The sequence below is a fragment of the Streptomyces sp. NPDC003036 genome (genome assembly GCF_040611175.1).
Lineage (GTDB): Bacteria > Actinomycetota > Actinomycetes > Streptomycetales > Streptomycetaceae > Streptomyces.
Genome location: NZ_JBEXNO010000022.1, coordinates 1 through 21,393 on the forward strand (window position 1 = coordinate 1; position 21,393 = coordinate 21,393).

Below are 21,393 nucleotides of genomic sequence, written 5' to 3' on the forward strand. Positions count from 1 at the left end.
GGAATCCGCTTCGAGGATCCTGCGATCCTGGAGATCAACCCGGGCCTCAAGGACCTTGTCGCCCCGCCTGGGTCTGGCTGGGCTGGTTCGGGTCGGGGATGTACGTGTCGAAGCGCACCGCGTCGAACCGCGGCGGCGGCACCATCTCGGCGACCAGCCGCTCGGCGGGGACGTGCGGCTCGCGGGCGCACAGGGACAGCGGGGCCGGGGCCGCTTCGGTGGTCATGGCACGGGGGGCACTGGTGGACACGTTTCCCACTCTAAGCGCCGTGTCAGACTGCACGGCATGCGACGCCTGTTCCCTGTGACCGACCAGACACCCGCGGCCGCCGAGAGCCGCGAGTGGTCCCTCGCCGAGCTGGCCGAGGCCTACGCGTACCCGGACCTCCAGCACGACGCGTCCCCGGAAGGGCGGTCGTGGCTGCGCGCAAACATGGTGTCCTCCCTGGACGGGGCCGCCCAGCACGACGGCCGCTCCGAGCCCATCTCCTCCGCCGCCGACATGCGGATCTTCGGCACCCTGCGGGCGCTCGCCGACGTGGTGGTCGTCGGCGCCGAGACCGTACGCGCGGAGGGCTACCGCCCGGCACGCGCGCGGGAGGCCTTCGCGGCGCGCCGGGAGGCGGCCGGACAGGGGCCGGCGCCCGCGATCGCGGTGGTCAGCGCCTCCCTGGAGCTCGACTTCTCGGCTCCGCTCTTCACCCAGCCGCTCGTGCCGACGCTGCTGCTCACCGGGGCGGCGGCGCCGCCGGAGCGGGTGCGGGAGGCCGAGCGGGCGGGCGCCGAGGTGATCGTCGCGGGCGACGGGACGGGCGTGGAGCCCCTGCGCGCCGTACGGGCCCTCGCCGAGCGCGGGCTGACCCGCCAGCTCACGGAGGGCGGGCCGCGGCTGCTCGGGCAGCTGGTGGCGGCCGGGGTGCTGGACGAGCTGTGCCTGACGGTCTCGCCGATGCTCACCGCGGGGAACGCGCAGCGCATCGCGGGCGGGCCGGCGCCGGCGGTGCCGGAACGATTCGCGCTCGACTCGATCCTGGAGGAGGACGGGTTCCTCTTCACCCGGTACCGGCGGATCGGAGAGCCGGCCCCGGCCTGACCCTCCCGCCGGGGGCAATGAGCGGAATAGGTCGTTCCGGTTCGCTCCGGGTGGGCACACTAATCTCGCAGTCCCCGTGCGGGCACGGGGAAGGATGGTTTCCGCAGAAGGGCTCCGAGGTGTTCACAAGCGTTCTCATGATCGAAAAGCCGCTGTCCCGGGTGGACGTGGATTTCGTCACGGACCTGCACGGAGACGAGGGCGCTTCCTTCATCGTGCTGATGCAGCCCCGCGGCGACCAGTCCGTCGTCCTGCTCCGGGCCATCGACGACGTCGCCATGGGCGAACTGAAGGAAGCCGTCCGCGAGGGCAAGGAGCCCGAGGGCAGAGCCGCCGAGCTGCCCGCCCGGGCCGCCCTGGAGCACTCGCTCCAGGCGCTGCGCGACGCGGGCTGCGAAGCCGTGGGCGAGGTGGTCGAGGACCACCCCCTCGACAAGCTGAAGGCCGTCGTGGAGGAGGCGCAGGCGGACGAGGTCATCGTGCTGACCGCACCCCACTACGTGGAGGAGTTCTTCCACCGCGACTGGGCGTCCCGCGCCCGCCACAAGGTCGGCGTACCGGTGCTCAAGCTGTTCGCGCACAACGACGAGGCGCCGACCGAATAGGCTGGGGCCGCTCACGTACCGCCACACCCCCGGGGAGACACACGCATGGCACCCGCCATCCCTGCCGCCGCTGCCGCGATTCCCGCAGCCATGGAACGGCCGCACTTCATCGGCATCGGCGGCGCCGGAATGTCGGGCATCGCCAAGATCCTCGCCCAGCGCGGGGCGAAGGTCGCCGGCAGCGACGCGCGCGACTCCGAGACCGCCGCCGCCCTGCGGGCGCTCGGTGCGACCGTCCACATCGGGCACGCCGCCGAGCACGTCGCCGACGACACCACCTGCGTCGTCGTCTCCAGCGCCATCCGCGCCGACAACCCGGAGCTGGCCCGCGCCACCGAGCTCGCCATCCCCGTCGTCCACCGCTCCGACGCGCTCGCCGCGCTCATGACCGGCCTGCGCGCCATCGCGGTGGCCGGCACGCACGGCAAGACCACGACCACGTCGATGCTCGCCGTCGCCCTCACCGAGCTCGGCCTCGACCCGTCGTACGCCATCGGCGGCGACCTCGACGGGCCGGGCACCAACGCGCTCCACGGCGACGGCGAGATCTTCGTCGCCGAGGCCGACGAGAGCGACCGCAGCTTCCAGAAGTACGACCCCGAGGTCGCGATCGTCCTCAACGTCGAGCTCGACCACCACGCGAACTACGCCTCCATGGACGAGATCTACGAGTCCTTCGAGGCCTTCGTCGCCAAGATCCACCCCGGCGGCACCCTGGTCGTCGGCGAGCACGCGGGCGCCCGCGAGCTGGCGGCCCGGGTCTCGGGCCGGCCGGACCTGCACGTGGTGACCGTGGGCGAGGCGGAGCACTCCGACGTCTGGATCCGCCGGATCACCCCCAAGGGCATGACCAGCGAGGTCGCCGTGGTCCTCCCGGACCGCCACGACGAGATCGTCTTCACCGTCTCCGTGCCCGGCCGCCACTACGCCCACAACGCCGCCGCCGCCCTCGCCGCCGGCGCCCGCCTCGGCATCGACCCGGCCGCCCTCGCCCAGGCCCTCACCGCGTACACCGGCGTCGGCCGGCGCCTCCAGCTCAAGGGCGAGGCCGCGGGCGTCCAGGTCATCGACTCGTACGCGCACCACCCCACCGAGATGACCGCCGACCTCGAGGCGATGCGCGCCGCCGCCGGCTCCGAGCGCCGCCTGCTCGTCGTCTTCCAGCCGCACCTGTTCTCCCGCACGCAGGAGCTGGGCACCGAGATGGGCCAGGCGCTGGCGCTCGCCGACGCCTCCGTGGTCCTCGACATCTACCCGGCCCGCGAGGACCCGATCCCGGGCGTGACCAGCGCCCTGATCATCGACGCGGCCCGCGCGGCGGACGCCGACGTCACGCACGTCGCCGACAAGGACACCGTGCCGGACGCCGTCGCGGGAATGGCCCGGCCCGGCGACCTCGTTCTGACGATGGGCGCGGGCGACGTCACGGACCTCGGGCCGAGGATCCTGGACCGCATCGCCAGGCGAACTGAGGAGGGCCCGATGGCGTACGAGGTCGAGAAGCCGGACGAGCAGTGGCGTGCGGAGCTGTCCCCGGAGGAGTACCACGTCCTGCGCGAGGCCGGCACGGAGCGCCCCTTCACCGGTGAGTACACCGAAACCAAGACCAAGGGCGTCTACTCCTGCCGGGCCTGCGGCGCGGAGCTGTTCACCTCCGAGACGAAGTTCGCGTCGCACTGCGGCTGGCCGTCCTTCTACGACCCGAAGGACAGCGACGCCGTCGAGCTGATCGAGGACCGCTCGTTCGGCATGGCCCGGACCGAGGTCCGCTGCGCCCGCTGTGGCTCGCACCTCGGCCACGTCTTCGAGGGCGAGGGCTACCCGACCCCGACGGACCAGCGGTACTGCATCAACTCGGTCTCTCTGCGGCTGGCCCCGAGCGAGGACTGAGGGCCGATGGCCGAGGGCTGGGGGCCGCGGCCCCCAGCCGCCGCTCACGCCCCCGCCACCGCCCACAGCGGCGTGGTGACCGCCCCCCGGAGGGTCTTGGCGCGGAGGGACTCCATGCCGAGGTGGAGGGCGGTGGCCCCGTGGCCCAGGGCGTCCTCGATGGGCAGGTAGTACACGAGGTTGACGTACTCGTGCGCGCCGCGCAGCCGGGCGTCGGCGAGTTCGGCCGCCGCCGCGTCTGGGACCTGCCGCTCACGCGGGCCCTGGACCACAACGGCCTCGCCCAGGGCCTGCTGGACACCCGCCCCGACACCCTGGCCGGCGCGGAGGAGGTCAGCCTGAAGCTGTACCGGTTCAACGAGGTGGAACGCGAGCGCCGACGGGCGGCCGTCCGGCGGCACACCGCCCGCGACCGCATCGACGACGAGACCCTCCTGGGCGAGCTCGACGCCTGACTCCACGCCCAGCGCGCCGGCAACCCCGGCGCCCGGTACGCGAGCGTCCGCTGCGCCGTCGAATCCCTGGGCTACGACTGGTGCCTGACGGAACACGTCCGCGCCCTGCCGGCCCGGCACCGTCCGGGCGCAGACGCCTTCCCGCTGTTGTCGCTGGCGGGCTGACGGGCTGACGGGCCGGACACGCGCGGGGGCGGTGCCGGGCAGCCCGGCACCGCCCTTCGGCGGTTGTCCCACACGAGACCGACCCGCCGGGGATCACGCGGGCTGGAGCAGGTCCCAGCGGTTGCCGTACAGGTCCTCGAAGACCGCCACCGTGCCGTACGGCTCGTGGCGCGGCGCCTCCAGGAAGCGCACGCCCGCCGCGCGCATCCGGGCGTGGTCGGCCGCGAAGTCCTCGGTGTGGAGGAAGAACCCGACGCGTCCACCGGTCTGGGCACCCACGCTCGCCTGCTGCTCCCCGCCCCGAGCCCGGGCGAGGAGCAGGCCCGTGCCCGCGTCGGCGCCGCGCGGGCGGACGACCACCCAGCGGCTGTTGTCCGTCCGCGGGCTGTCCTCGACCAGCTCGAAGCCGAGCGCGCCGGTGTAGAAGGCGAGGGCCTCGTCGTAGTCGCGGACGACGAGCGTGACGAGTGCGATGTACGGCATGGGGGAAGGCTATAGCGTGGGTCATACGTATGACCGGCGCAGGGCCGGGCACCCGGGAAGAATGCCGTCCGTGGATTCGCAGCAGCTCGCCGAGCTCACCGCCCGCGCACGTCGCCTCGCCGTCCCCGGCGCCCGTCGCGTCCTGGGGCTCGCCGGTGCGCCCGGGGCGGGCAAGTCCACGCTCGCGGGCCGCCTGGTGGACCGGCTCGACGGGCTCGCCGTGCTCGTGCCCATGGACGGCTTCCACCTCGCCCAGGCCGAGCTGCGGCGCCTCGGCCGGGCCGACCGCAAGGGCGCTCCCGACACCTTCGACGCCGCCGGATACGTCGCCCTGCTCGCGCGGCTGCGCGCAGCCGAACCGGGCGTCACCGTCTACGCGCCCGCCTTCGACCGCGCCCTGGAGGAACCGGTCGCCGGCAGCATCCCCGTCGCCGCCGACGTGCCGCTCGTCATCACCGAGGGCAACTACCTGCTGTACGACGACGGGCCGTGGGCTTCCGTCCGCGGGCTCCTCGACGAGGTCTGGTACCTGGAGCTGGACGACCGCCGCCGCGTCCGCCGCCTCGTCGAACGCCACGTCCGCTTCGGCAAGGCGCGGCCGTACGCCGAGCGCTGGGTGCGTGAGTCCGACGAGGCCAACGCCCGCCTGGTCGCCGCCGGCCGCGACCGCGCGGACCTCGTGGTGCCGGTGTCCTGATCGTTTCGGTTGCGCGGTCGGCGAGCCGCCGCGGAGGATGGCCTGGCCGAGGACCAGGGAGGAAGCACCGCATGGACAGCACGCCCAGCACGCCCGCTCCGTTCACCGCCGACGACTACCGCGCCCGCATGGCCCGCGCCGCCGAGGCCGCGGCGGCGGCCGGGCTCGCGGGGCTGCTCGTCGCGCCCGGCCCCGACCTGGTGTACCTCACCGGGTACCGGGTCCCCGCCGACACCGAGCGGCTCACGCTCCTGGTGCTCGTGCCCGGCGAGGAGCCGGTCCTCGTCGTACCGGCGCTGGAGGCGCCCGACGCCGCGCGGGCCGCCGGGGCCCCCGGGCTCACGCTGCGGGACTGGACCGACGGCATCGACCCGTACGCCGTCGCCGCACCGCTCCTCGACCCCAAGGGCCGCTTCGGCGTCAGCGACAACGCCTGGGCCATGCATCTCCTCGGGCTCCAGCGGCGGCTGCCGGACAGCGCGTACGCCGCGCTCACCGAGGCGCTGCCCATGCTGCGCGCGGTCAAGGACGCGCGGGAGCTGGAGCGCATGGAGGCGGCCGGCGCCGCCGCCGACGCCGCGTACCGCGAGATCCTCAAGGTCCGCTTCTCCGGCCGCAAGGAGACCGACGTCGCCGCCGACCTCGCGGCGCTGCTGCTGGACTTCGGCCACTCGCAGGTGGACTTCACCGTCGTCGGCTCGGGCCCCAACGGCGCCAATCCGCACCACGAGGCGGGCGACCGCACCATCGAGGAGGGCGACATGGTCGTCCTCGACTTCGGCGGCCTCAAGCAGGGGTACGGCTCCGACACCTCCCGCACCGTCCACGTCGGCGAGCCCACGCCCGAGGAGCGCCGCGTCCACGACGTCGTACGGGAGGCGCAGCAGGCCGGGTGCGAGGCGGTCAGGCCCGGTGTGGCGTGCCAGGAGGTCGACCGGGCCGCCCGGGCCGTGATCAGGGAGGCCGGGTACGGCGAGCACTTCATCCACCGCACCGGCCACGGCATCGGCGTGACCACGCACGAACCGCCGTACATGATCGAGGGCGAGGAGCTGCCGCTCGTCCCCGGCATGTGCTTCTCCGTCGAGCCCGGGATCTACCTCCCGGGCCGCTTCGGCGTACGCATCGAGGACATCGTCACCGTCACCGAGGACGGCGCCCGCCGCTTCAACACCACCCCGCGCGAGCTCGCGATCGTGGAGTAGGCGCGCTCAGTGGCCCGCGCTCAGTGGTCGGTCACGTCCGTGAGGACCACACAGGACTCCGGCGGCAGGCGCACCACCCCCTCGCCGTCCGGGTCCTCCACCGGCTCCCAGGCCGCCAGCACTCGCGCGGGCGCCCCCAGCGGCACATGCGCGGGCTCCTTCGCGAGGTTGACGACCACGCGCAGGTCCCCGCGCCGGTACGCCAGCCAGCGCGCCGACTCGTCGTGGGAGACGCGGATCGCCGCCAGGTCCGGGTCGGTCAGGTCGGGCTGGGCGGCCCGCAACGCGATCAGCTCCCGGTGCCAGGCCAGCAGCCGCGCGTGCGGCTCCCGCTCGCGCTCCGCCCAGTCCAGGCAGGACCGGTCCCGCGTGGCCGGGTCCTGCGGATCCGGAACGTCCTCCTCGGCCCAGCCGTGCGCCGCGAACTCCCGCCTGCGTCCGCGCCGTACGGCCTCGGCCAGCTCCGGGTCCGTGTGGTCGGTGAAGAACTGCCACGGCGTGCCCGCGCCCCACTCCTCGCCCATGAAGAGCATCGGCGTGAACGGCCCGGTCAGCACCAGCGCCGCCGCGCACGCGAGCAACCCGGGGGAGCAGGACGCCGAAAGCCGGTCGCCCGTGGCCCGGTTGCCGATCTGGTCATGGGTCTGGGCATAGCCGAGGAACCGGTGCGCGGGCGTCGTCTCGCGGTCCACGGGCCGGCCGTGCGTGCGGCCCCGGAAAGTGGAGTAGGTGCCGTCGTGGAAGAAGACGTGCTGGAGCGTCTTGGCGAGCGCGGCGAGCGGGGCGCGCGCGAAGTCGGCGTAGTAGCCCTGGGACTCGCCGGTGAGCGTGGTGTGCAGGGCGTGGTGGAAGTCGTCGTTCCACTGGGCGTGCAGCCCAAGACCGCCCTCCTCGCGCGGCCTCGTGGTGCGCGGGTCGGCCTGGTCCGACTCGGCGATCAGGAACAGCTCGCGTCCCTGCTCGGAGGCGAGCTCGTCGACCGCCGCCGACAGCTCCTCCAGGAACGTCAGCGCCCGCGTGTCGGCGAGCGCGTGCACCGCGTCCAGCCGTAGCCCGTCGACGCGGTAGTCGCGCAGCCAGGCGAGCGCGCTGCCCAGCAGATAGGCGCGGACCTCGTCCGACCCCGGCGCGTCCAGGTTCACGGCCGCGCCCCACGGGGTGTGGTGGGTGTCGGTGAAGTACGGACCGAAGGCGGGGAGGTAATTGCCGGACGGGCCCAGGTGGTTGTGGACCACGTCCAGGACCACGCCGAGTCCCAGGCCGTGGGCCGTGTCGACGAAGCGCTTCAGCGCCTCGGGGCCGCCGTAGGGCTCGTGCACCGCCCACAGCGACACCCCTTCGTAGCCCCAGCCGTGCCGGCCGGGGAAGGGGCACAGCGGCATCAGCTCCACGTGGGTGACGCCCAGGTCGACGAGGTGGTCCAGTCGCGCGGCCGCCGCGTCGAGGGTGCCCTCGCGGGTGTAGGTGCCGATGTGCAGCTCGTACAGCACGGCGCCGCGCAGCCCGCGCGAGCGCGAGCCGTGCCGCCACTCGAACCCCGCGTGGTCGACCACCGCGCTCAGCCCGTCGGGGCCGTCCGGCTGGCGGCGCGAGCGCGGATCCGGCAGGACGGGCCCGCCGTCCAGCGCGAAGCCGTACCGCGCGCCCTCACCGGCCTCCGCCTCGGCCACCCACCAGCCGTCCCTCCGCGCATCGCGCGCCATGGGGTGCCGGGCACCCTCCAGCTGGAGCTCGACCCGTTCCTCCGCCTGCGGCGCCCACACCTCGAACAGCACTGGCGATCCCCTTGTCGTCGTGGCCCCCCACACCTCCATCCTGGCAAGATCGAGAACGGGAAGCACGACACTTGGCCGAACGCGCGCGCCGCGTCGCGGCCGTCACGCCACTTTGATCACACCAGGTGCACGCGCTCCTGCACCACCGGGTGGCCGGCGCGGGCGAAGTGCTTCGCCATGGGGACGTTGCCCTGGTCGGTCGCCCCGGCGATGAACCGCGCGCCCCGCTCGGCCAGGAAGTGCGTGCACTCGACCAGCAGGTCGTACGCGTACCCGTGCCCGCGCTGCTCCGGTACGACGCCGATGAAGCCGACGATCGGGCCGGCGGTGTTGTGCGCGGGTATGTGCAGGCCGACGAGCTCGCCGTCCCGCGTGTACGCCAGCTGCCACCATGCGCGCGGCGACGGGCACCAGCGGAAGAAGTCCAGCTCCTCGCGCGCGGCCGCGTCCGGGCCGTGCTCGGCGATGGCGCGCAGCGCGTGCGCGTCCAGGGTGACGGAGTGGACCCGGCGCAGGACGTCGAGGATCACGTCGTCGTCCGGCTCCGGCCGGAACTCCAGCCGCCCCGGCCGCTCCGGAAGCCCGCACTCCGGCGTCCAGCGGTAGCTGAACCGCTCGACGAGGAGGCGCATCCCCGCCGCCTGCGCGGCCGCTATGCGCGCCTCGCCCGCCGCCCGCACGTCGGGGCGCTCACGCCACCCGGCCGGCAGGATCAGCTCGTACTCGGTACGGTGCGCGGCACGGCGCAGCAGTTCGGCGCCCGCCTCCTCCTCGCCGTCGGCGACGTCGAACCAGTTGAGCAGCATGGGCTCGGTGTCGTCGGGCCCGCCCCACCAGGCGGCGCGGGCGACCACCTCGCCGTCCCGCTCGGCGATCCAGGTCCACTCCGGCCGGTAGTCGCCGCCCTCCGCCACCGTGCGGTAGTCGACGCCGGTGATGGCCCGGCCCACCAACCCCGGGTCCCGCAGCGTGTGGAACAGCTGGGCGTCGCCCTCGCCAAGGGCGCGTACGGTCGGATCGCTCACGTGCTCTTCTCCCCCTGAGATCCCCCGCGCTCCCCTCGGGGGGATCACGTACCAAGACCGTACCAAGGGGGTCTGACAACGGGGTTCCGTCTGGACACCCCGGGCCGACCGGGCCGACAATCACACCTGTGACGTCGCATTCCGAGTTCCACACGTATTCCGCCCGGCCGTCGGACGCCGAACGGGACCGTGTGCTCGGGATGCTCCGCGAGGGCGCCGCCCAGGGCAAGCTGTCGCACGACACCTTCCTGCACCGCATGGAGCTCGCCCTCGTCGCGCGCCGCCCCGACGAACTGGCCGCGCTCACCGCCGACCTGCGCTCCGAAGGCCGCTGGGCGAAGCGGGTGTTCGGCGTCGTCGAGAGAATGTCCGCCTTCACCGTACGGCTGGGGCGGGCGTGGCAGGCGGAGCGGCTGCCGAAGCTGCTGCTCCCCGAACCCGGCCCGTACCCGCTGCGCATCGGCCGCGACCCCGCCAACGGCCTGCGGCTCAGCCACGAGACGGTCTCCCGCGCGCACGCCGAACTGACCATGCAGGGTGACCACTGGCTGCTGCGCGACCTCGGTTCCACCAACGGCACCACCGTCAACGGCCGTCGCGTCACCGGCACGGTCGTCGTCCGCGCCGGCGACCTGGTGTCGTTCGGACAGATGAGCTTCCGGCTCACCGCGCGCACGACCCGCTGACCGCGGCCGCGGTCAGTCCGCCGACACACGCTCCCTCGTCAGCAGTGCCACGGGCCGCGCGGCGAACAACTCCGCCAGGGGCACCGCGCCGCCGCCGAACTCCCGCCCGTCCAGGGCGTCGTACCAGACCCCGTCCGGCAGCCTCAGCGCGGTGTCGCCCCAGCCGCCCGCCTCCTCCAGCCGCAGCGCCAGCCGGGTCACCGCCGTGACCGCCTCGCCGCCCCGGCAGAAGGCCACGCAGTGCCCCGCCGCCGGGCCCGCCGCGACCAGCGGCTCGTACGTCCCCGAAGCACCGAAGGCGTCCGGACGGCGCCGTCGCAGCGAGAGCGCCGCCCGCGTGAGAGCCGTCTTCTCATCGGGCGGCCCCTCGCGGAACGGCGCCCGGTTGTCCGGGTCCACGAGCGCCAGGTACTCCCGCTCGGTCCCCTGGTACACGTCCGGCACGCCCGGCATGGTCAGGTGCAGCAGCGCGGCCCCCAGCACGTTGGCCCGTACGTACGGCTCCAGTTCGCGCGCCAGCTCCCCGGCCAGGTACTGGGGCGGACCGGCGGGCCCGGCCGCCGCGAAGTCGGCCACGGCCCGCTCGTACGCCGGGTCGGACTCCGTCCAGCTGGTGTGCAGCCCCGCCTCCCGCACGGACTTCAGCAGGGCCTGCCCCAGCCGCTCCGGCTCGGCCCGTCCGAGCCCGAACGCCGTCTGCCACGCCACCCACGCGACCTGCCCGTCCGGCGCGGGCGCCGCCGTCCGCCCCGCCACGTCGTCCAGCAGCTTCTCCCACCGCTGCGGGCACTGGGACAGCACCGCGATCCGCGCCCGCACGTCCGCGCTGCGCTTGGTGTCGTGCGTCGACAGCGCGGTGCCGGTGGCCGGCCAGTCGCGGGCCAGCCGCGCGCAGTACGCGTGAAACGCCTCCGGGCTCACGGCGGGCCGGCCCGGCTCCCCGCCCACCTCGTTCGCCGACACCAGGGGCGTGTACCGGTAGAAGGCCGTGTCCTCGACGGACTTCGCCCGCAGCGCCGACGACGTCTGCGCGAACCGCACCAGGAACGCCCGGTGGTCCGGACCGTCCCCCAGCCGGCCGAGCGCCAGGTCCCGTACGACGTCGACCGCGGCCGCCTCCTCCGGCACCGTGAACGTCGCCTTCGCCTCGCGGGCCGCGTCGGCCGTGAGGACGTCCTCCGCGCCGGTCCCGTACGGCCGGTAGACCGGCACCCGGATCAGCAGCTCCCGGACGGCCGCCCGCAGCGCCCACGGCGCGTGGTCGCGCAGGGACGGCTCGGCGGCGCAGATCCGGGCGGCCGTCCGCGTCAGGAAGGCCACCTCCGAGGCGAGCGCGTGCGTCACCACCTTGTACGCGGCGCGCCGCGCCGTCGCCTCCCAGTCGCCGCCCCGGTCCCCGGCCGGGTGCGCGTACCGCCGGTACAGCCCGGCCAGTTCCTCCTCGCCCGCCTCGTCGACGAAGAGGCCGTCGATCCGGTACAGCGCGTCATAGCCGGTGGTGCCCGCGACCGGCCACCCCGCGGGCAGCCGTTCCTCGCCGGTGAGGATCTTCTCCACCACCGTCCAGCACGCCCCGCCCGTCGCCTCCCGCAGCTCGCTCAGGTACGCGTGCGGATCGGCCAGCCCGTCCGGATGGTCGATCCGCAGCCCCTCGATCACCCCGTCCCGTACCAGCTCCACGATCTTGGCGTGGGTCGCGGCGAACACCTCCGGCTCCTCGACCCGCACCCCGATGAGGTCCGAGATGGTGAAGAACCGCCGGTAGTTCAGCTCCGTACGGGCCAGCCGCCACCAGCCGAGCCGGTACCACTGGGCGTCCAGCAGCTCGGGGAGCGGCATCCCTTCCGTACCGGCGCGCAGCGGGAACTCCTGGTCGTAGTAGCGCAGCGTCCCGCCAGCCACCCGCAGCCGGCCCAACTCGTCGCCGATCCGCCCGCCCAGGACCGGCAGCAGCACCTTGCCACCGCCCGCCGCCCAGTCGATGTCGAACCAGCGGGCGTACGGCGACTGCGGACCCTCCCTCAGGACCTCCCACAGGGCGCGGTTGTGGCGCGGCACGGCGGCCATGTGGTTCGGCACCAGGTCCACCACCAGGCCCATCCCGTGCGCGCGTGCGGTGCGGGCGAGGGCGCGCAGCCCGTCCTCGCCGCCCAGCTCCTCCCGCACCCGGCTGTGGTCGGTGACGTCGTAACCGTGCGCCGACCCGGGGACGGCCTCCAGGACGGGCGACAGATGCAGGTGCGACACCCCCAGGGAGGCGAGGTACGGCACCGCTTCCCCGGCGGCGGAAAAGGGGAACTCCGGCTGGATCTGGAGCCGATAGGTCGAGTTGGGCGTCATGCGAACGTACGTACCCGCTTGGGAGGCTTCTGTGTCATCACCCCATGCGATTTACGTCTGACGCTACGTTACGTTCGCGTGATGTTCCGGATGTATCGCGACGTCATCGCCCTCATAGGGCCCGTGCTCCCGGTGGTCTCCTTCCTCGGCCGGCTGCCCACCGCCATGTGCCAGCTCGGCAGCCTCCTCCTGGTCGCCGAGACGAGCGGCTCCCTGACCATCGCCGGGCTCGCGGGCGGGGCGCTGGCCGCCGGACAGACGGTCGCCGGGCCCCTGCTGGGCCGCGCCGCCGACCGGCACGGCCAGCGGGGCGTGGTGCTCGCCGCCTCCCTCGCCAACGCCCTGGCCGTCGCCGCGCTGGTGGCCGCCGCCCTGGCGCAGGCCGCGACCGGCTGGCTGGTGGTGCTCGGGGCGCTCGCCGGGGCGACGGTGCCCCAGGTGGGGCCGCTGGCCAGGACCCGTTCGGTGGCGCTGGCCCGGCGGGCGGGGGCCGACGACCGGACGGTCGGCGCGGTGCTGTCCTTCGAGGGCGCGGTGGACGAGGTGTCGTTCGTGCTGGGGCCCGCCCTGGTGGGTCTCGCCGCGGCCCTCGCGCACCCGGCGGCGGCGCTGCTGGTCGCGTCGGGGCTGCTCGCGGTGTGCGGCACGGCGTTCGCGCTGCACCCGACGGCGACGAAGGCGGGGCCCGGCGCCGCCCGCGCCGGACGGGACCGGACGGCACGGGACCGTACGAAGCTGCCGGGCGCCACGCACGCGCTGCGCGTGACGATGGTCCTCCAGGGCGCCATGTTCGGCGCCTCCCAGGCGGGCATCACGGCCCTCACCGAGAAGCTCGGGCAGCCCGCCCAGGCGGGGCTCGTCTACGCCGCGATGGGCGTCATGAGCGCGGCCGCCGGGCTCGCGATGGCCGCCGTCCCCTCCCGCATCGGCCTGACCGCACGCTGGCGGGCGGCCACCCTTGCCCTGGTGGCGCTGTCCGTGCCGCTGCTCTTCGTGGACGCCCTGTGGTCGCTGTACGCCGCGGTGGTCGTCCTGGGCGTCGCGTACGCGCCGCACCTGATCACCGTCTTCGGCCTCACGGAGCGGATCGTCCCGCCCGGCCGGCTCGCCGAGTGCATGGCTTTCCTGACCAGCGGCATCGTCGGCGGCCAGGCCCTGGCGCTGGCCCTGTCCGGCCGGCTCGCGGACACCTACGGCCCGGCGGCCGCCTTCGCGGTGGCGGCGGCCGGGGCGGTGGCCTGCGCGGCGCTGTCCTGGACGGTCCGCGCCCGGCCCCGTACCCCTGCCCCCGCCTCCGCGTTGGGCGTCTCGCAGACCGTCTAGGCCGGCCGGCGCAGGACCGTCAGGCTGCGGCCGATCAGCGTCAGCCGGTCGCCCGCGGCCACCTTGGCGCCCTGGCCCGGCTCGATGCCCTCCGGGACGGCCGTGTCCACGACCACCTGCCACTGGCGCCCGTGGTTCACCGGAACGACGAACTCCAGATCCTCGGCGCTCGCGTTGAACATCAGCAGGAAGGAGTCGTCCGCGATCCGCTCCCCGCGCGGGCCCGGCTCGGAGATCGCACTGCCGTTCAGGAACACCGACAACGCCTTCGCGTGCGCCGCCTGCCAGTCGCGTACCCCCATCTCCTCACCCTCAGGGGTGAACCAGACGATGTCCGACAGCTCGTCGTGCGTGCCCTCCACCGGCCGCCCGTGGAAGAACCGGCGCCGCCGGAAGACCGGGTGGTCGCGCCGCAGCCACACCATCGAACGGGTGAACTCCAGCAGCGACCTGGCCTCCTCCCCGTCCGGCTCGGGCTCCTCTCCGGACCCCGGTTCGGGCCAGTGCACCCAGGCGATCTCGTTGTCCTGGCAGTAGGCGTTGTTGTTGCCGCCCTGCGTACGCCCGAACTCGTCGCCGTGGCTCAGCATCGGCACGCCCTGCGACAGCATCAGGGTGGCGATGAAGTTGCGCATCTGGCGCATGCGCAGCTCGCGCACGCCCTCGTCGTCGGTCCCGCCCTCCACGCCGCAGTTCCAGGAGCGGTTGTAGCTCTCGCCGTCCCGGTTGCCCTCGCCGTTCGCCTCGTTGTGCTTGTCGTTGTACGAGACGAGGTCGCGCAGCGTGAAGCCGTCGTGGCAGGTCACGAAGTTCACCGAGGCCAGCGGGCGCCGGCCGTCGTCCTGGTACAGGTCCGACGAGCCCGTCAGCCGTGAGGCGAACTCGGCGAGCGTGCGCGGCTCGCCCCGCCACAGGTCCCGTACGGTGTCCCGGTACTTGCCGTTCCACTCGGTCCACAGGGGCGGGAAGTTGCCCACCTGGTAGCCGCCCTCCCCGACGTCCCACGGCTCGGCGATCAGCTTCACCTGGCTGACCACGGGGTCCTGCTGCACCAGGTCGAAGAACGACGACAGCCGGTCCACCTCGTGGAACTGGCGCGCCAGGGTGGCCGCCAGGTCGAAGCGGAACCCGTCGACGTGCATCTCCGTCACCCAGTACCGCAGCGAGTCCATGATCAGCTGCAGCACGTGCGGCGAGCGCATCAGCAGCGAGTTCCCGGTGCCGGTGGTGTCCATGTAGTACCGGGGATTGTCGGCGAGGCGGTAGTACGAGGCGTTGTCCAGGCCCCGGAAGGAGAGGGTCGGGCCCAGGTGGTTGCCCTCCGCGGTGTGGTTGTAGACCACGTCCAGGATGACCTCGATGCCCGCCTGGTGCAGCGCGCGCACCGCCGACTTGAACTCCAGCACCTGCTGGCCCCGGTCGCCCCAGGAGGCGTAGGTGTTGTGCGGGGCGAAGAATCCGATGGTGTTGTAGCCCCAGTAGTTCGCGAGCCCCGAGTCCACCAGCCGGTGGTCGTTGACGAACTGGTGGACCGGCATCAATTCGAGCGCCGTCACCCCCAGTTCGGTCAGGTGCTCGATCACGGCGGGGTGTGCGAGCCCCGCGTACGTACCGCGCAGTTCCTCCGGGAGCGCCGGATGGAGCATCGTCAGGCCCTTCACATGGGCCTCGTAGATCACCGTGCGGTGGTAGTCGGTACGCGGCGGACGGTCGTCGCCCCAGTCGAAGTACGGGTTGACCACGACCGACGCCATCATGTGCGGCGCCGAGTCGAGGTCGTTGCGGGAGTCCGGCCTGCCGAAGTGGTAGCCGTACACCGCCTCACCCCAGTCGATGGCGCCGGCGACCGCCCGCGCGTACGGGTCGAGGAGCAGTTTCGCGGAGTTGCAGCGCTGTCCGCGCTCCGGCGCGTACGGTCCGTGGACCCGGAACCCGTACCGCTGGCCCGGCATCACGCCGGGCAGGTACGCGTGCCGTACGAACGCGTCGGTTTCGCGCAGCTCCACCGCGGTCTCTGAGCCGTCGTCGTGCAGAAGGCACAACTCGACTCGGTCGGCGGCCTCGGAGAAGACCGCGAAGTTGGTTCCGGCGCCGTCGTACGTGGCGCCGAGGGGATACGCCTGTCCCGGCCAGACCTGCATAGATAAGACTCTTCCACTTCTGATCCGGGTTCTGGGGACTGTTCGAGCCAGATCCTCCACGAAAGTGGAGCGAGCGCCTAGGACTGCGGTGCCCGTGTCCGGTGCGCCCGGGGCCGGTGTGGCCGGAGGTGTGCGGTCGACCGGGTCAACCTCGCGTTCCGGGATGTCGCCCGGAGCGCTGAGCGGCGCACGGCCGGTTCACGGAGACCCTCCGGGCCACCGGGCGGGGGCCGGGCGCGGACGCGACCATTATGAATCCGCTCACTCCGTCCGCGCCGGGAGCCCGGAACGGCCGCTTCCGAAGCGGAGGTTGGCAAAAGACCCTGTGCATCCGGCTGCACCGGCTCCCGCTCCCGGAGTACCCTTCCTTGATCGTTGGAGACGGGTGTCCGGAGAGCTGAAGGCGGTGCGCGGGTGAGCTCGGGAGGGTTGGAGCTGCCCCCAGGTGACTCAGGTCATGAGGGGGACTCCACTGACCCCGCTGATGTCCCGCCCGGCGCGGTCTCACTCGCCCGGCCGATGGAGATCGGTGCGGAGCTGGACTGGGACGCGGAGGCCTGGAACGAGGTGCGTACGCGCGCCCAGCGGGCCGGACGCGCGTACATCTGGCTGAATCTCGTCGAACAGCGGCTGCGTGCCGTGGTGGCCGCCGTGCTGCGGCCCATCTACGAGCCGGTCCACGGCGAGGAGTGGGTGGTGGCCGCGGCCGGGCCCGCCGGGCAGGAGTGGGTGCAGCGCGCCGTCGCCGTGCGCGAGGTCTCCCGCCGCAAGGGCTACCTCCTGGACCCCGCCGACGACAACGTCCTCAGCTTCCTCACGCTGCCGCAGCTGCGCGAGCTGATGGTCCAGCACTGGCCCTGCTTCGAGCCGTACTTCGACGACCGCCGCGAGGTGGAGCTCGCCCTCGACGAGCTGGAGGTCACGCGCAACGTGGTCTCCCGCAACCGGGCGCTGTCGCGCACCGTGCTCGACCAGTCCGAGCGCGCCTCCGCCCGGCTGCTGGAGATCCTGGGCGGCGGCGCGGGCGTGCCGTCCGCGCACCGCCTGCCGGTCGACGCGGTGGAGGACCTCGTCGGCGACCGGTACGCGGACGTCGTCTCGGTCCACCCCGACCGGGTGCGGCTCCAGCGGCAGCTGCCGGCGGAGGACCTCTTCGGCGGGGCGCGGCGCCTCGACGCCATCGGCATAGGCCTCAACCTGCTGGTGCAGAACTTCTCCGGGCGGCGGCTGGTGCGGCTCGCCGAGTCGGGCTGCCGGATACGGCTGCTCTTCCTCAACCCGGCCAGCAGTGCCGTCAAACGGCGCGAAAGGGAATTGGGGATCAAAAAGGGCGAATTGAGCCGCTCGGTGGAGATGAACATCCTCCACATGCGGCGCGTCCGCTCCAGGCTCCGCGACCCCGGCGCCTTCGAGATCCAGGTCTTCGACGAAACGCCCCGCTTCACGGCGTACCTGGTCGACGGCGACGGCCCGGACGGCGTCGGCGTCGTCCAGTCGTACCTGCGCCGGGCCCGGGGCATGGAGGCGCCGGTGCTGGTGCTGCGCGGCGGCCGGCGGCCCGTCGTCACCTCGGGAACCGAGCCGGACCACGGCCTGTTCGAGACCTACCGCGAGGAGTTCGAGTCGGTGTGGGCCGACTCGCGCCCCGTCTCCTGACCCGCGGCGCCCAGGGCCTTCGGTGTCGGCCCCGGGCCGATTGTCAGTGGTGCGTGCGAAGGTGAAAACCAAGACCCAACGGGGGGAGTGCACCGCACGGGGGCGCACCACCGCACCACAAGGAGGTTCAGCATGGGCTGGCACGGGGAGACGCTGGTCGGCTTCGACCTGGAGACGACGGGCACGGAGCCGCTCGAAGCGCGCATCGTGACGGCCGCGGTCGTGGAGGTACGGGGCGGGGAGACGGTGGTGCGCCGGGAGTGGCTGGCCGATCCCGGCATCCTCATCCCCGCGCAGGCCTCGGCGATCCACGGCATCAGCAGCGAGCGCGCCGCGGCCGAGGGCCGCCCCGCCCGCGAGGTCGCCGACGAGCTCGCCGACACCCTCGCCGGCTACTGGTCGCGCGGCGTACCGGTCGTGGCGTACAACGCCGCCTTCGACCTGACGCTGCTCACGGCCGAGTTGCGGCGGCACGGGCTGCCGGGCCTGGCCGAACGGCTGGGCGGCGCGCCGATCGGCCCGGTCGTCGACCCGTACACCATCGACCGCGCCGTCGACCGCTACCGCCGCGGCAAGCGGAACCTGGAGGCGGTGTGCGGGGAGTACGGCGTCGTGCTGGACGGCGCGCACGAGGCGGCCGCCGACGCGCTGGCGGCCGTGCTCGTGGCCTGCGCGATAGCGGAGCGGCACGCCTCCGTCGGGTCGCTGACGGCGGCGGAGCTGCACGAGCGGCAGATCCGCTGGTACGCGGAGTGGGCCGCCGACTTCCAGAGCTTCCTGCGCCGCAAGGGCACGGCCGACGCCGTCATAGACCCGGCGTGGCCGCTGCGCGACCTGGCGCCGGCGGCCGCGCCCGGGACCGTGTCGGCGGCCGCGTCCACGGCGGGCTGAGCGCGCGTCAGCGCTCCGGGGAGTCCTGCTCGGCCAGGAAGTCGAGCAGCAGTGCGTTGACCCGCTCCGGGGCGTCCAGCTGGAGCCAGTGGCCGGCGCCCTCGACCCGCTCGTACCGCCAGGAGCCGTCCACGTACTTCTCCGTGCCGGTCATCGACTGTTCGGTGAGGAACCGGTCGCCCGTGCTCCACACGCCCAGGACCGGGCCCGGGAGCGGCGGCAGCTCCAGCGGCGGACCGAACATCACCTCGGGCGGCAGGCCCGTGCGGTACAGCGCCAGTGCGGCCGTCAGCGCGCCCGGCTCACGCAGCGCTTCGACCCTCTCGTCGCGGTCCGGGTGCTCGGCGAGCATTTCGCGGAGGTTCGCGAAGTCGTCGCGGGACAGCCACTCCTCGGCGAGCCCCTCCATGCGGAACAGCAGCATGTACCAGGAGCGGGCCAGCTGCTCCCAGCCGGCCGACAGCATCCCGCCCAGGTTCCCCACCGACAGCAGGGACAGGCTCGCCACCCGGTCCGGGACCGCCCCGGCCAGCCCCTGTGCGATGCCGGAGCCCCAGTCGTGCCCGACCAGGTGGAAGCGGTCGACGTCCAGCCGGCCGAGCAACTCCACCAGATCGGCCGTGAAGCGGTGCGGGGCGTACGCCTCGATGCCCTCCGGCCGGTCGGAGGCGCCGAAGCCGCGCAGGTCCGGGGCGATCGTGCGGTAGCCGGCGGCGTTCAGCGCGGCCACCTGGTGGCGCCAGAGGTCATGGGTGTCCGGGAAGCCGTGCACGAGCAGGACGGGGGCGCGGCCGTCACCCGTCCCCGCCCCGCTGTCCTGCACTTCCAGCGCCACCTCGCCGAGTTCCACCCGCATACAAGCCTCCGGTCAGGGAAGGGAGTTGATCACCATCATGTCAGAAGGGGTACCAGCGCACCCCGGGGTCGCCGTCCCGCAGCGACGCCACCCGGCGGCGGAACTCCGCGAGGGCCTTCGGGTTGGCGGGGGCGTGCTGGGCGACCCAGGCGCAGCTCGCCGTCTCCCGCGCGCCGCGCAGCACGGCACAGCCCTCCCACTCGCGTACGTCCCAGCCGTACGCCGTGGTGAAGGCGTCGTACGCCACCGGGTCGAGCCCGTACCGGTCCAGGGAGAGGGCGAGCACCACCAGATCGTGCTCCCGCAGGTCGGAGGAGAAGGTCTCCAGGTCGACCAGGACCGGACCGTCCGGGCCGACGTGGACGTTGCGGGTGAGCGCGTCACCGTGGACGGGGCCCGGCGTCAGGTGCGGGGTCAGTGCGGCGGCCGCCGCGGCGAAACCGTCGCGCCGCTCCCGCAGGTAGTCCGCGTCCGCCGGGTCGATCGCGTCACCCGCCAGGCGCAGCCAGCGCTCGACCCCGCCGAGCAGGTCGCGGCGCGGCAGCCCGAACGCCGGTTCGGGAAGGGCGTGCACGCGGCGCAGCAGCGGCGCGAGGTCCCGGGGCTCGGCCGGGCGCACGGCGTCCGGCAGCCGGTGCCAGACGGTCACCGGGTGGCCGTCCACCAGCCGGGGCTTCGGCTCGGCGGCCCGTACGGCCGGGACGCCGGACTGCTCCAGCCAGGAGGCGACGGCCGCCTCCCGTTCCGCCCGCTCCAGCAGCTCGGCTCCCCGGCCGACCTTGACCACCAGGTCACCGGCGGCGAAGACCGCGTTCTCGCCCAGCGCCAGCAGCGCCGCCCCCGGCTCCACTCCGGCGGCGGCCAGGACCTCGCGCGCCCGCGTCTCGTCCATGGCGTCCCTCCTGTACACGGCCGTATCCGTGGGTATCCGTTCGGATCCGTTCTCGAACGGCACAGTCTCGCATCCGCGCAGGCCCGCTTGACGAACCGACGGCCCCTCAGGACGATGACGCAAGGCTGGGTCACCTTCACAAAGGGGGCGATTCCGTGACATTGGCGACCGCGACGGAGCGGTCCGGTGGGCAAGCGGGCAGACCCCCACATCGGTCGGAGCGCCGACCGCTGCGGCGCCGGCCGCTGGACCACGGGGCCTGGTTCCTGGTCCTGCCCGCGCTGATCCCCATCCTGGTGCTCAGCGTCGGTCCGCTGCTCTACGGCATCGCGCTGGCCTTCACGGACGCCCAGTCCGGGCGCACCCAGGCCACCCGCTGGGTCGGCAGCCTCAATTTCCAGGACCTGCTGCACGACACGCTCTTCTGGGAGTCGTTCCGCATCGGCCTGCTCTGGGCGCTGGGCGTCACCGTTCCGCAGTTCGTCCTCGCCCTGGGGCTGGCCCTGCTGCTGAACCAGAATCTCCGCTTCCGCTGGCTGGCGCGGGCGCTCGCCATCGTCCCCTGGGCCATGCCCGAGGTGGTCGTCGGCATCATGTGGCGGCTGGTCTACCACCCGGACGCCGGGGTCCTCAACGAAACCCTGCGCGACCTGGGCCTCGGTGACGGCCGCGCCTGGCTCACGGGCCTGGCCACCGCGCTGCCCGCCGTGATCGTCGTCGGCATCTGGGCGGGCATGCCGCAGACGACGGTCGCGCTGCTCGCCGGACTCCAGAACACCCCGCGCGAACTCCACGAGGCGGCGGCGCTCGACGGCGCGGGCGCGTGGCGCCGCTTCCGCACCGTCACCTGGCCCGCGCTCAGGCCCGTCGCCCTCGCCATCACCGCGCTCAATTTCATCTGGAACTTCAACTCCTTCGCCCTGGTGTACGTCCTGACCAGCGGCGGCCCCGGCGGCCGCACCCGGCTGCCGATGCTCTTCGCCTACGAAGAGGCGTTCCGGTACGGGCAGTTCGGCTACGCGGCGGCGATGGGCTGCGTGATGGTCGCCGTCATCTCCGTACTCCTGGCCCTGTATCTCGTGGGGCGGCTGAGGGGAGGCGAGGAGCGGTGAAGGGTGCACGCGCGGGCCTCGGCGCCCGCGGCGCGGCCGGCCGGGCCGGGCCGGCCCCCGGGGTCGGCCAGGTCCGCCGGCCCTCTCGGCGGGCCGCCCGGAC

Annotated in this window: 19 protein-coding genes and 2 pseudogenes; 12 read left to right on the forward strand and 9 right to left on the reverse strand. The window is 73.6% G+C overall.

Annotation, left to right across the window (positions count from 1 at the left end; all coding sequences use genetic code 11):
• Positions 1 to 58: 58 nt before the first annotated feature.
• Positions 59 to 226: pseudogene (locus ABZX67_RS17775) on the reverse strand (cell division protein ZapE); the annotation flags it as partial.
• A gap of 60 nt (positions 227 to 286) precedes the next feature.
• Between ABZX67_RS17775 and ABZX67_RS17780 the strand changes: the two are divergent.
• From ABZX67_RS17780 to msrB, 4 genes and pseudogenes are all read left to right on the forward strand, one after another.
• A complete protein-coding gene (locus tag ABZX67_RS17780; RefSeq protein ID WP_355361053.1) occupies positions 287 to 1,093 on the forward strand; it encodes a pyrimidine reductase family protein in 807 nt (268 codons plus the stop codon).
• A gap of 119 nt (positions 1,094 to 1,212) precedes the next feature.
• Positions 1,213 to 1,698, forward strand: a complete 486-nt coding sequence (locus ABZX67_RS17785) for an indole-3-glycerol phosphate synthase (protein ID WP_355361056.1) — start codon at positions 1,213 to 1,215, stop codon at positions 1,696 to 1,698.
• A gap of 45 nt (positions 1,699 to 1,743) precedes the next feature.
• Positions 1,744 to 3,159: pseudogene (murC, locus tag ABZX67_RS17790) on the forward strand (UDP-N-acetylmuramate--L-alanine ligase); the annotation flags it as partial.
• 21 nt (positions 3,160 to 3,180) lie between these two features.
• A complete protein-coding gene (gene msrB, locus ABZX67_RS17795; protein WP_355361271.1) occupies positions 3,181 to 3,588 on the forward strand; it encodes a peptide-methionine (R)-S-oxide reductase MsrB in 408 nt (135 codons plus the stop codon).
• 44 nt (positions 3,589 to 3,632) lie between these two features.
• Here the strand turns inward: msrB and ABZX67_RS17800 are convergent, their stop codons facing one another.
• Complete coding sequence (locus ABZX67_RS17800) at positions 3,633 to 3,764, reverse strand: hypothetical protein (RefSeq protein WP_355361059.1); 132 nt, start codon at positions 3,762 to 3,764, stop codon at positions 3,633 to 3,635.
• A 15-nt stretch (positions 3,765 to 3,779) separates the two neighbouring features.
• Here ABZX67_RS17800 and ABZX67_RS17805 point away from each other — a divergent pair, with 15 nt between their 5' ends.
• A complete protein-coding gene (locus ABZX67_RS17805; RefSeq protein ID WP_355361062.1) occupies positions 3,780 to 4,043 on the forward strand; it encodes a hypothetical protein in 264 nt (87 codons plus the stop codon).
• A gap of 258 nt (positions 4,044 to 4,301) precedes the next feature.
• Here the strand turns inward: ABZX67_RS17805 and ABZX67_RS17810 are convergent, their stop codons facing one another.
• Complete coding sequence (locus ABZX67_RS17810) at positions 4,302 to 4,691, reverse strand: VOC family protein (protein ID WP_355361065.1); 390 nt, start codon at positions 4,689 to 4,691, stop codon at positions 4,302 to 4,304.
• A gap of 61 nt (positions 4,692 to 4,752) precedes the next feature.
• Here ABZX67_RS17810 and ABZX67_RS17815 point away from each other — a divergent pair, with 61 nt between their 5' ends.
• Positions 4,753 to 5,388 carry a nucleoside/nucleotide kinase family protein gene (locus ABZX67_RS17815; protein ID WP_355361068.1) on the forward strand — a complete coding sequence of 212 codons (636 nt, stop codon included), beginning with the start codon at positions 4,753 to 4,755 and terminating at the stop codon, positions 5,386 to 5,388.
• A 71-nt stretch (positions 5,389 to 5,459) separates the two neighbouring features.
• Complete coding sequence (locus ABZX67_RS17820) at positions 5,460 to 6,593, forward strand: aminopeptidase P family protein (RefSeq protein WP_355361071.1); 1,134 nt, start codon at positions 5,460 to 5,462, stop codon at positions 6,591 to 6,593.
• A 20-nt stretch (positions 6,594 to 6,613) separates the two neighbouring features.
• Here ABZX67_RS17820 and treZ read toward each other — a convergent pair whose 3' ends face one another.
• Both treZ and ABZX67_RS17830 read right to left on the reverse strand, forming a co-directional pair.
• On the reverse strand, positions 6,614 to 8,368 hold the full coding sequence (treZ, locus tag ABZX67_RS17825; protein ID WP_355361074.1) for a malto-oligosyltrehalose trehalohydrolase: 1,755 nt from the start codon (positions 8,366 to 8,368) through the stop codon (positions 6,614 to 6,616).
• Between the two features lie 116 nt (positions 8,369 to 8,484).
• Positions 8,485 to 9,393 carry a GNAT family N-acetyltransferase gene (locus ABZX67_RS17830; protein WP_355361077.1) on the reverse strand — a complete coding sequence of 303 codons (909 nt, stop codon included), beginning with the start codon at positions 9,391 to 9,393 and terminating at the stop codon, positions 8,485 to 8,487.
• 128 nt (positions 9,394 to 9,521) lie between these two features.
• Here ABZX67_RS17830 and ABZX67_RS17835 point away from each other — a divergent pair, with 128 nt between their 5' ends.
• Positions 9,522 to 10,079: a DUF1707 and FHA domain-containing protein gene (locus ABZX67_RS17835; RefSeq protein ID WP_355361080.1), complete on the forward strand. Its 558-nt coding sequence runs from the start codon at positions 9,522 to 9,524 to the stop codon at positions 10,077 to 10,079.
• Between the two features lie 12 nt (positions 10,080 to 10,091).
• Here ABZX67_RS17835 and treY read toward each other — a convergent pair whose 3' ends face one another.
• A complete protein-coding gene (gene treY / locus ABZX67_RS17840; RefSeq protein WP_355361083.1) occupies positions 10,092 to 12,419 on the reverse strand; it encodes a malto-oligosyltrehalose synthase in 2,328 nt (775 codons plus the stop codon).
• A 90-nt stretch (positions 12,420 to 12,509) separates the two neighbouring features.
• On the opposite strand from treY, the gene ABZX67_RS17845 reads away from it, so the two are divergent.
• On the forward strand, positions 12,510 to 13,742 hold the full coding sequence (locus tag ABZX67_RS17845) for an MFS transporter (RefSeq protein WP_355361273.1): 1,233 nt from the start codon (positions 12,510 to 12,512) through the stop codon (positions 13,740 to 13,742).
• Here ABZX67_RS17845 and glgX read toward each other — a convergent pair.
• Positions 13,739 to 15,883, reverse strand: coding sequence for a glycogen debranching protein GlgX (glgX, locus tag ABZX67_RS17850; RefSeq protein WP_355361086.1), 2,145 nt, complete (start codon positions 15,881 to 15,883; stop codon positions 13,739 to 13,741). The genes ABZX67_RS17845 and glgX overlap by 4 nt on opposite strands.
• A 414-nt stretch (positions 15,884 to 16,297) precedes the next feature.
• On the opposite strand from glgX, the gene ABZX67_RS17855 reads away from it, so the two are divergent.
• Positions 16,298 to 17,539, forward strand: a complete 1,242-nt coding sequence (locus ABZX67_RS17855) for an SAV2148 family HEPN domain-containing protein (protein WP_355361089.1) — start codon at positions 16,298 to 16,300, stop codon at positions 17,537 to 17,539.
• A gap of 132 nt (positions 17,540 to 17,671) precedes the next feature.
• The gene (locus tag ABZX67_RS17860; RefSeq protein WP_355361092.1) at positions 17,672 to 18,430 is read left to right on the forward strand and encodes a 3'-5' exonuclease; all 759 of its coding nucleotides are present in this window, start codon (positions 17,672 to 17,674) and stop codon (positions 18,428 to 18,430) included.
• Positions 18,431 to 18,437: 7 nt separating this feature from the next.
• Here ABZX67_RS17860 and ABZX67_RS17865 read toward each other — a convergent pair whose 3' ends face one another.
• Positions 18,438 to 19,286: an alpha/beta fold hydrolase gene (locus ABZX67_RS17865; protein ID WP_355361095.1), complete on the reverse strand. Its 849-nt coding sequence runs from the start codon at positions 19,284 to 19,286 to the stop codon at positions 18,438 to 18,440.
• A gap of 40 nt (positions 19,287 to 19,326) precedes the next feature.
• On the reverse strand, positions 19,327 to 20,178 hold the full coding sequence (locus ABZX67_RS17870) for an aminoglycoside phosphotransferase family protein (protein WP_355361098.1): 852 nt from the start codon (positions 20,176 to 20,178) through the stop codon (positions 19,327 to 19,329).
• Between the two features lie 230 nt (positions 20,179 to 20,408).
• On the opposite strand from ABZX67_RS17870, the gene ABZX67_RS17875 reads away from it, so the two are divergent.
• Entirely contained in the window at positions 20,409 to 21,290 is an 882-nt protein-coding gene (locus ABZX67_RS17875; protein ID WP_355361275.1) for a sugar ABC transporter permease, read from the forward strand.
• Positions 21,291 to 21,393: the final 103 nt, after the last annotated feature.

Coding starts and splice junctions, on each gene's coding strand:
- ABZX67_RS17780 (WP_355361053.1), top strand. CDS start 287: ATGCGACGCCTGTTCCCTGTGACCGACCAGACACCCGCGGCCGCCGAG.
- msrB (WP_355361271.1), top strand. CDS start 3,181: ATGGCGTACGAGGTCGAGAAGCCGGACGAGCAGTGGCGTGCGGAGCTG.
- ABZX67_RS17810 (WP_355361065.1), bottom strand. CDS start 4,691: ATGCCGTACATCGCACTCGTCACGCTCGTCGTCCGCGACTACGACGAG.
- ABZX67_RS17815 (WP_355361068.1), top strand. CDS start 4,753: ATGCCGTCCGTGGATTCGCAGCAGCTCGCCGAGCTCACCGCCCGCGCA.
- ABZX67_RS17820 (WP_355361071.1), top strand. CDS start 5,460: ATGGACAGCACGCCCAGCACGCCCGCTCCGTTCACCGCCGACGACTAC.
- treY (WP_355361083.1), bottom strand. CDS start 12,419: ATGACGCCCAACTCGACCTATCGGCTCCAGATCCAGCCGGAGTTCCCC.
- ABZX67_RS17845 (WP_355361273.1), top strand. CDS start 12,510: ATGTATCGCGACGTCATCGCCCTCATAGGGCCCGTGCTCCCGGTGGTC.
- glgX (WP_355361086.1), bottom strand. CDS start 15,883: ATGCAGGTCTGGCCGGGACAGGCGTATCCCCTCGGCGCCACGTACGAC.
- ABZX67_RS17860 (WP_355361092.1), top strand. CDS start 17,672: ATGGGCTGGCACGGGGAGACGCTGGTCGGCTTCGACCTGGAGACGACG.
- ABZX67_RS17865 (WP_355361095.1), bottom strand. CDS start 19,286: ATGCGGGTGGAACTCGGCGAGGTGGCGCTGGAAGTGCAGGACAGCGGG.
- ABZX67_RS17870 (WP_355361098.1), bottom strand. CDS start 20,178: ATGGACGAGACGCGGGCGCGCGAGGTCCTGGCCGCCGCCGGAGTGGAG.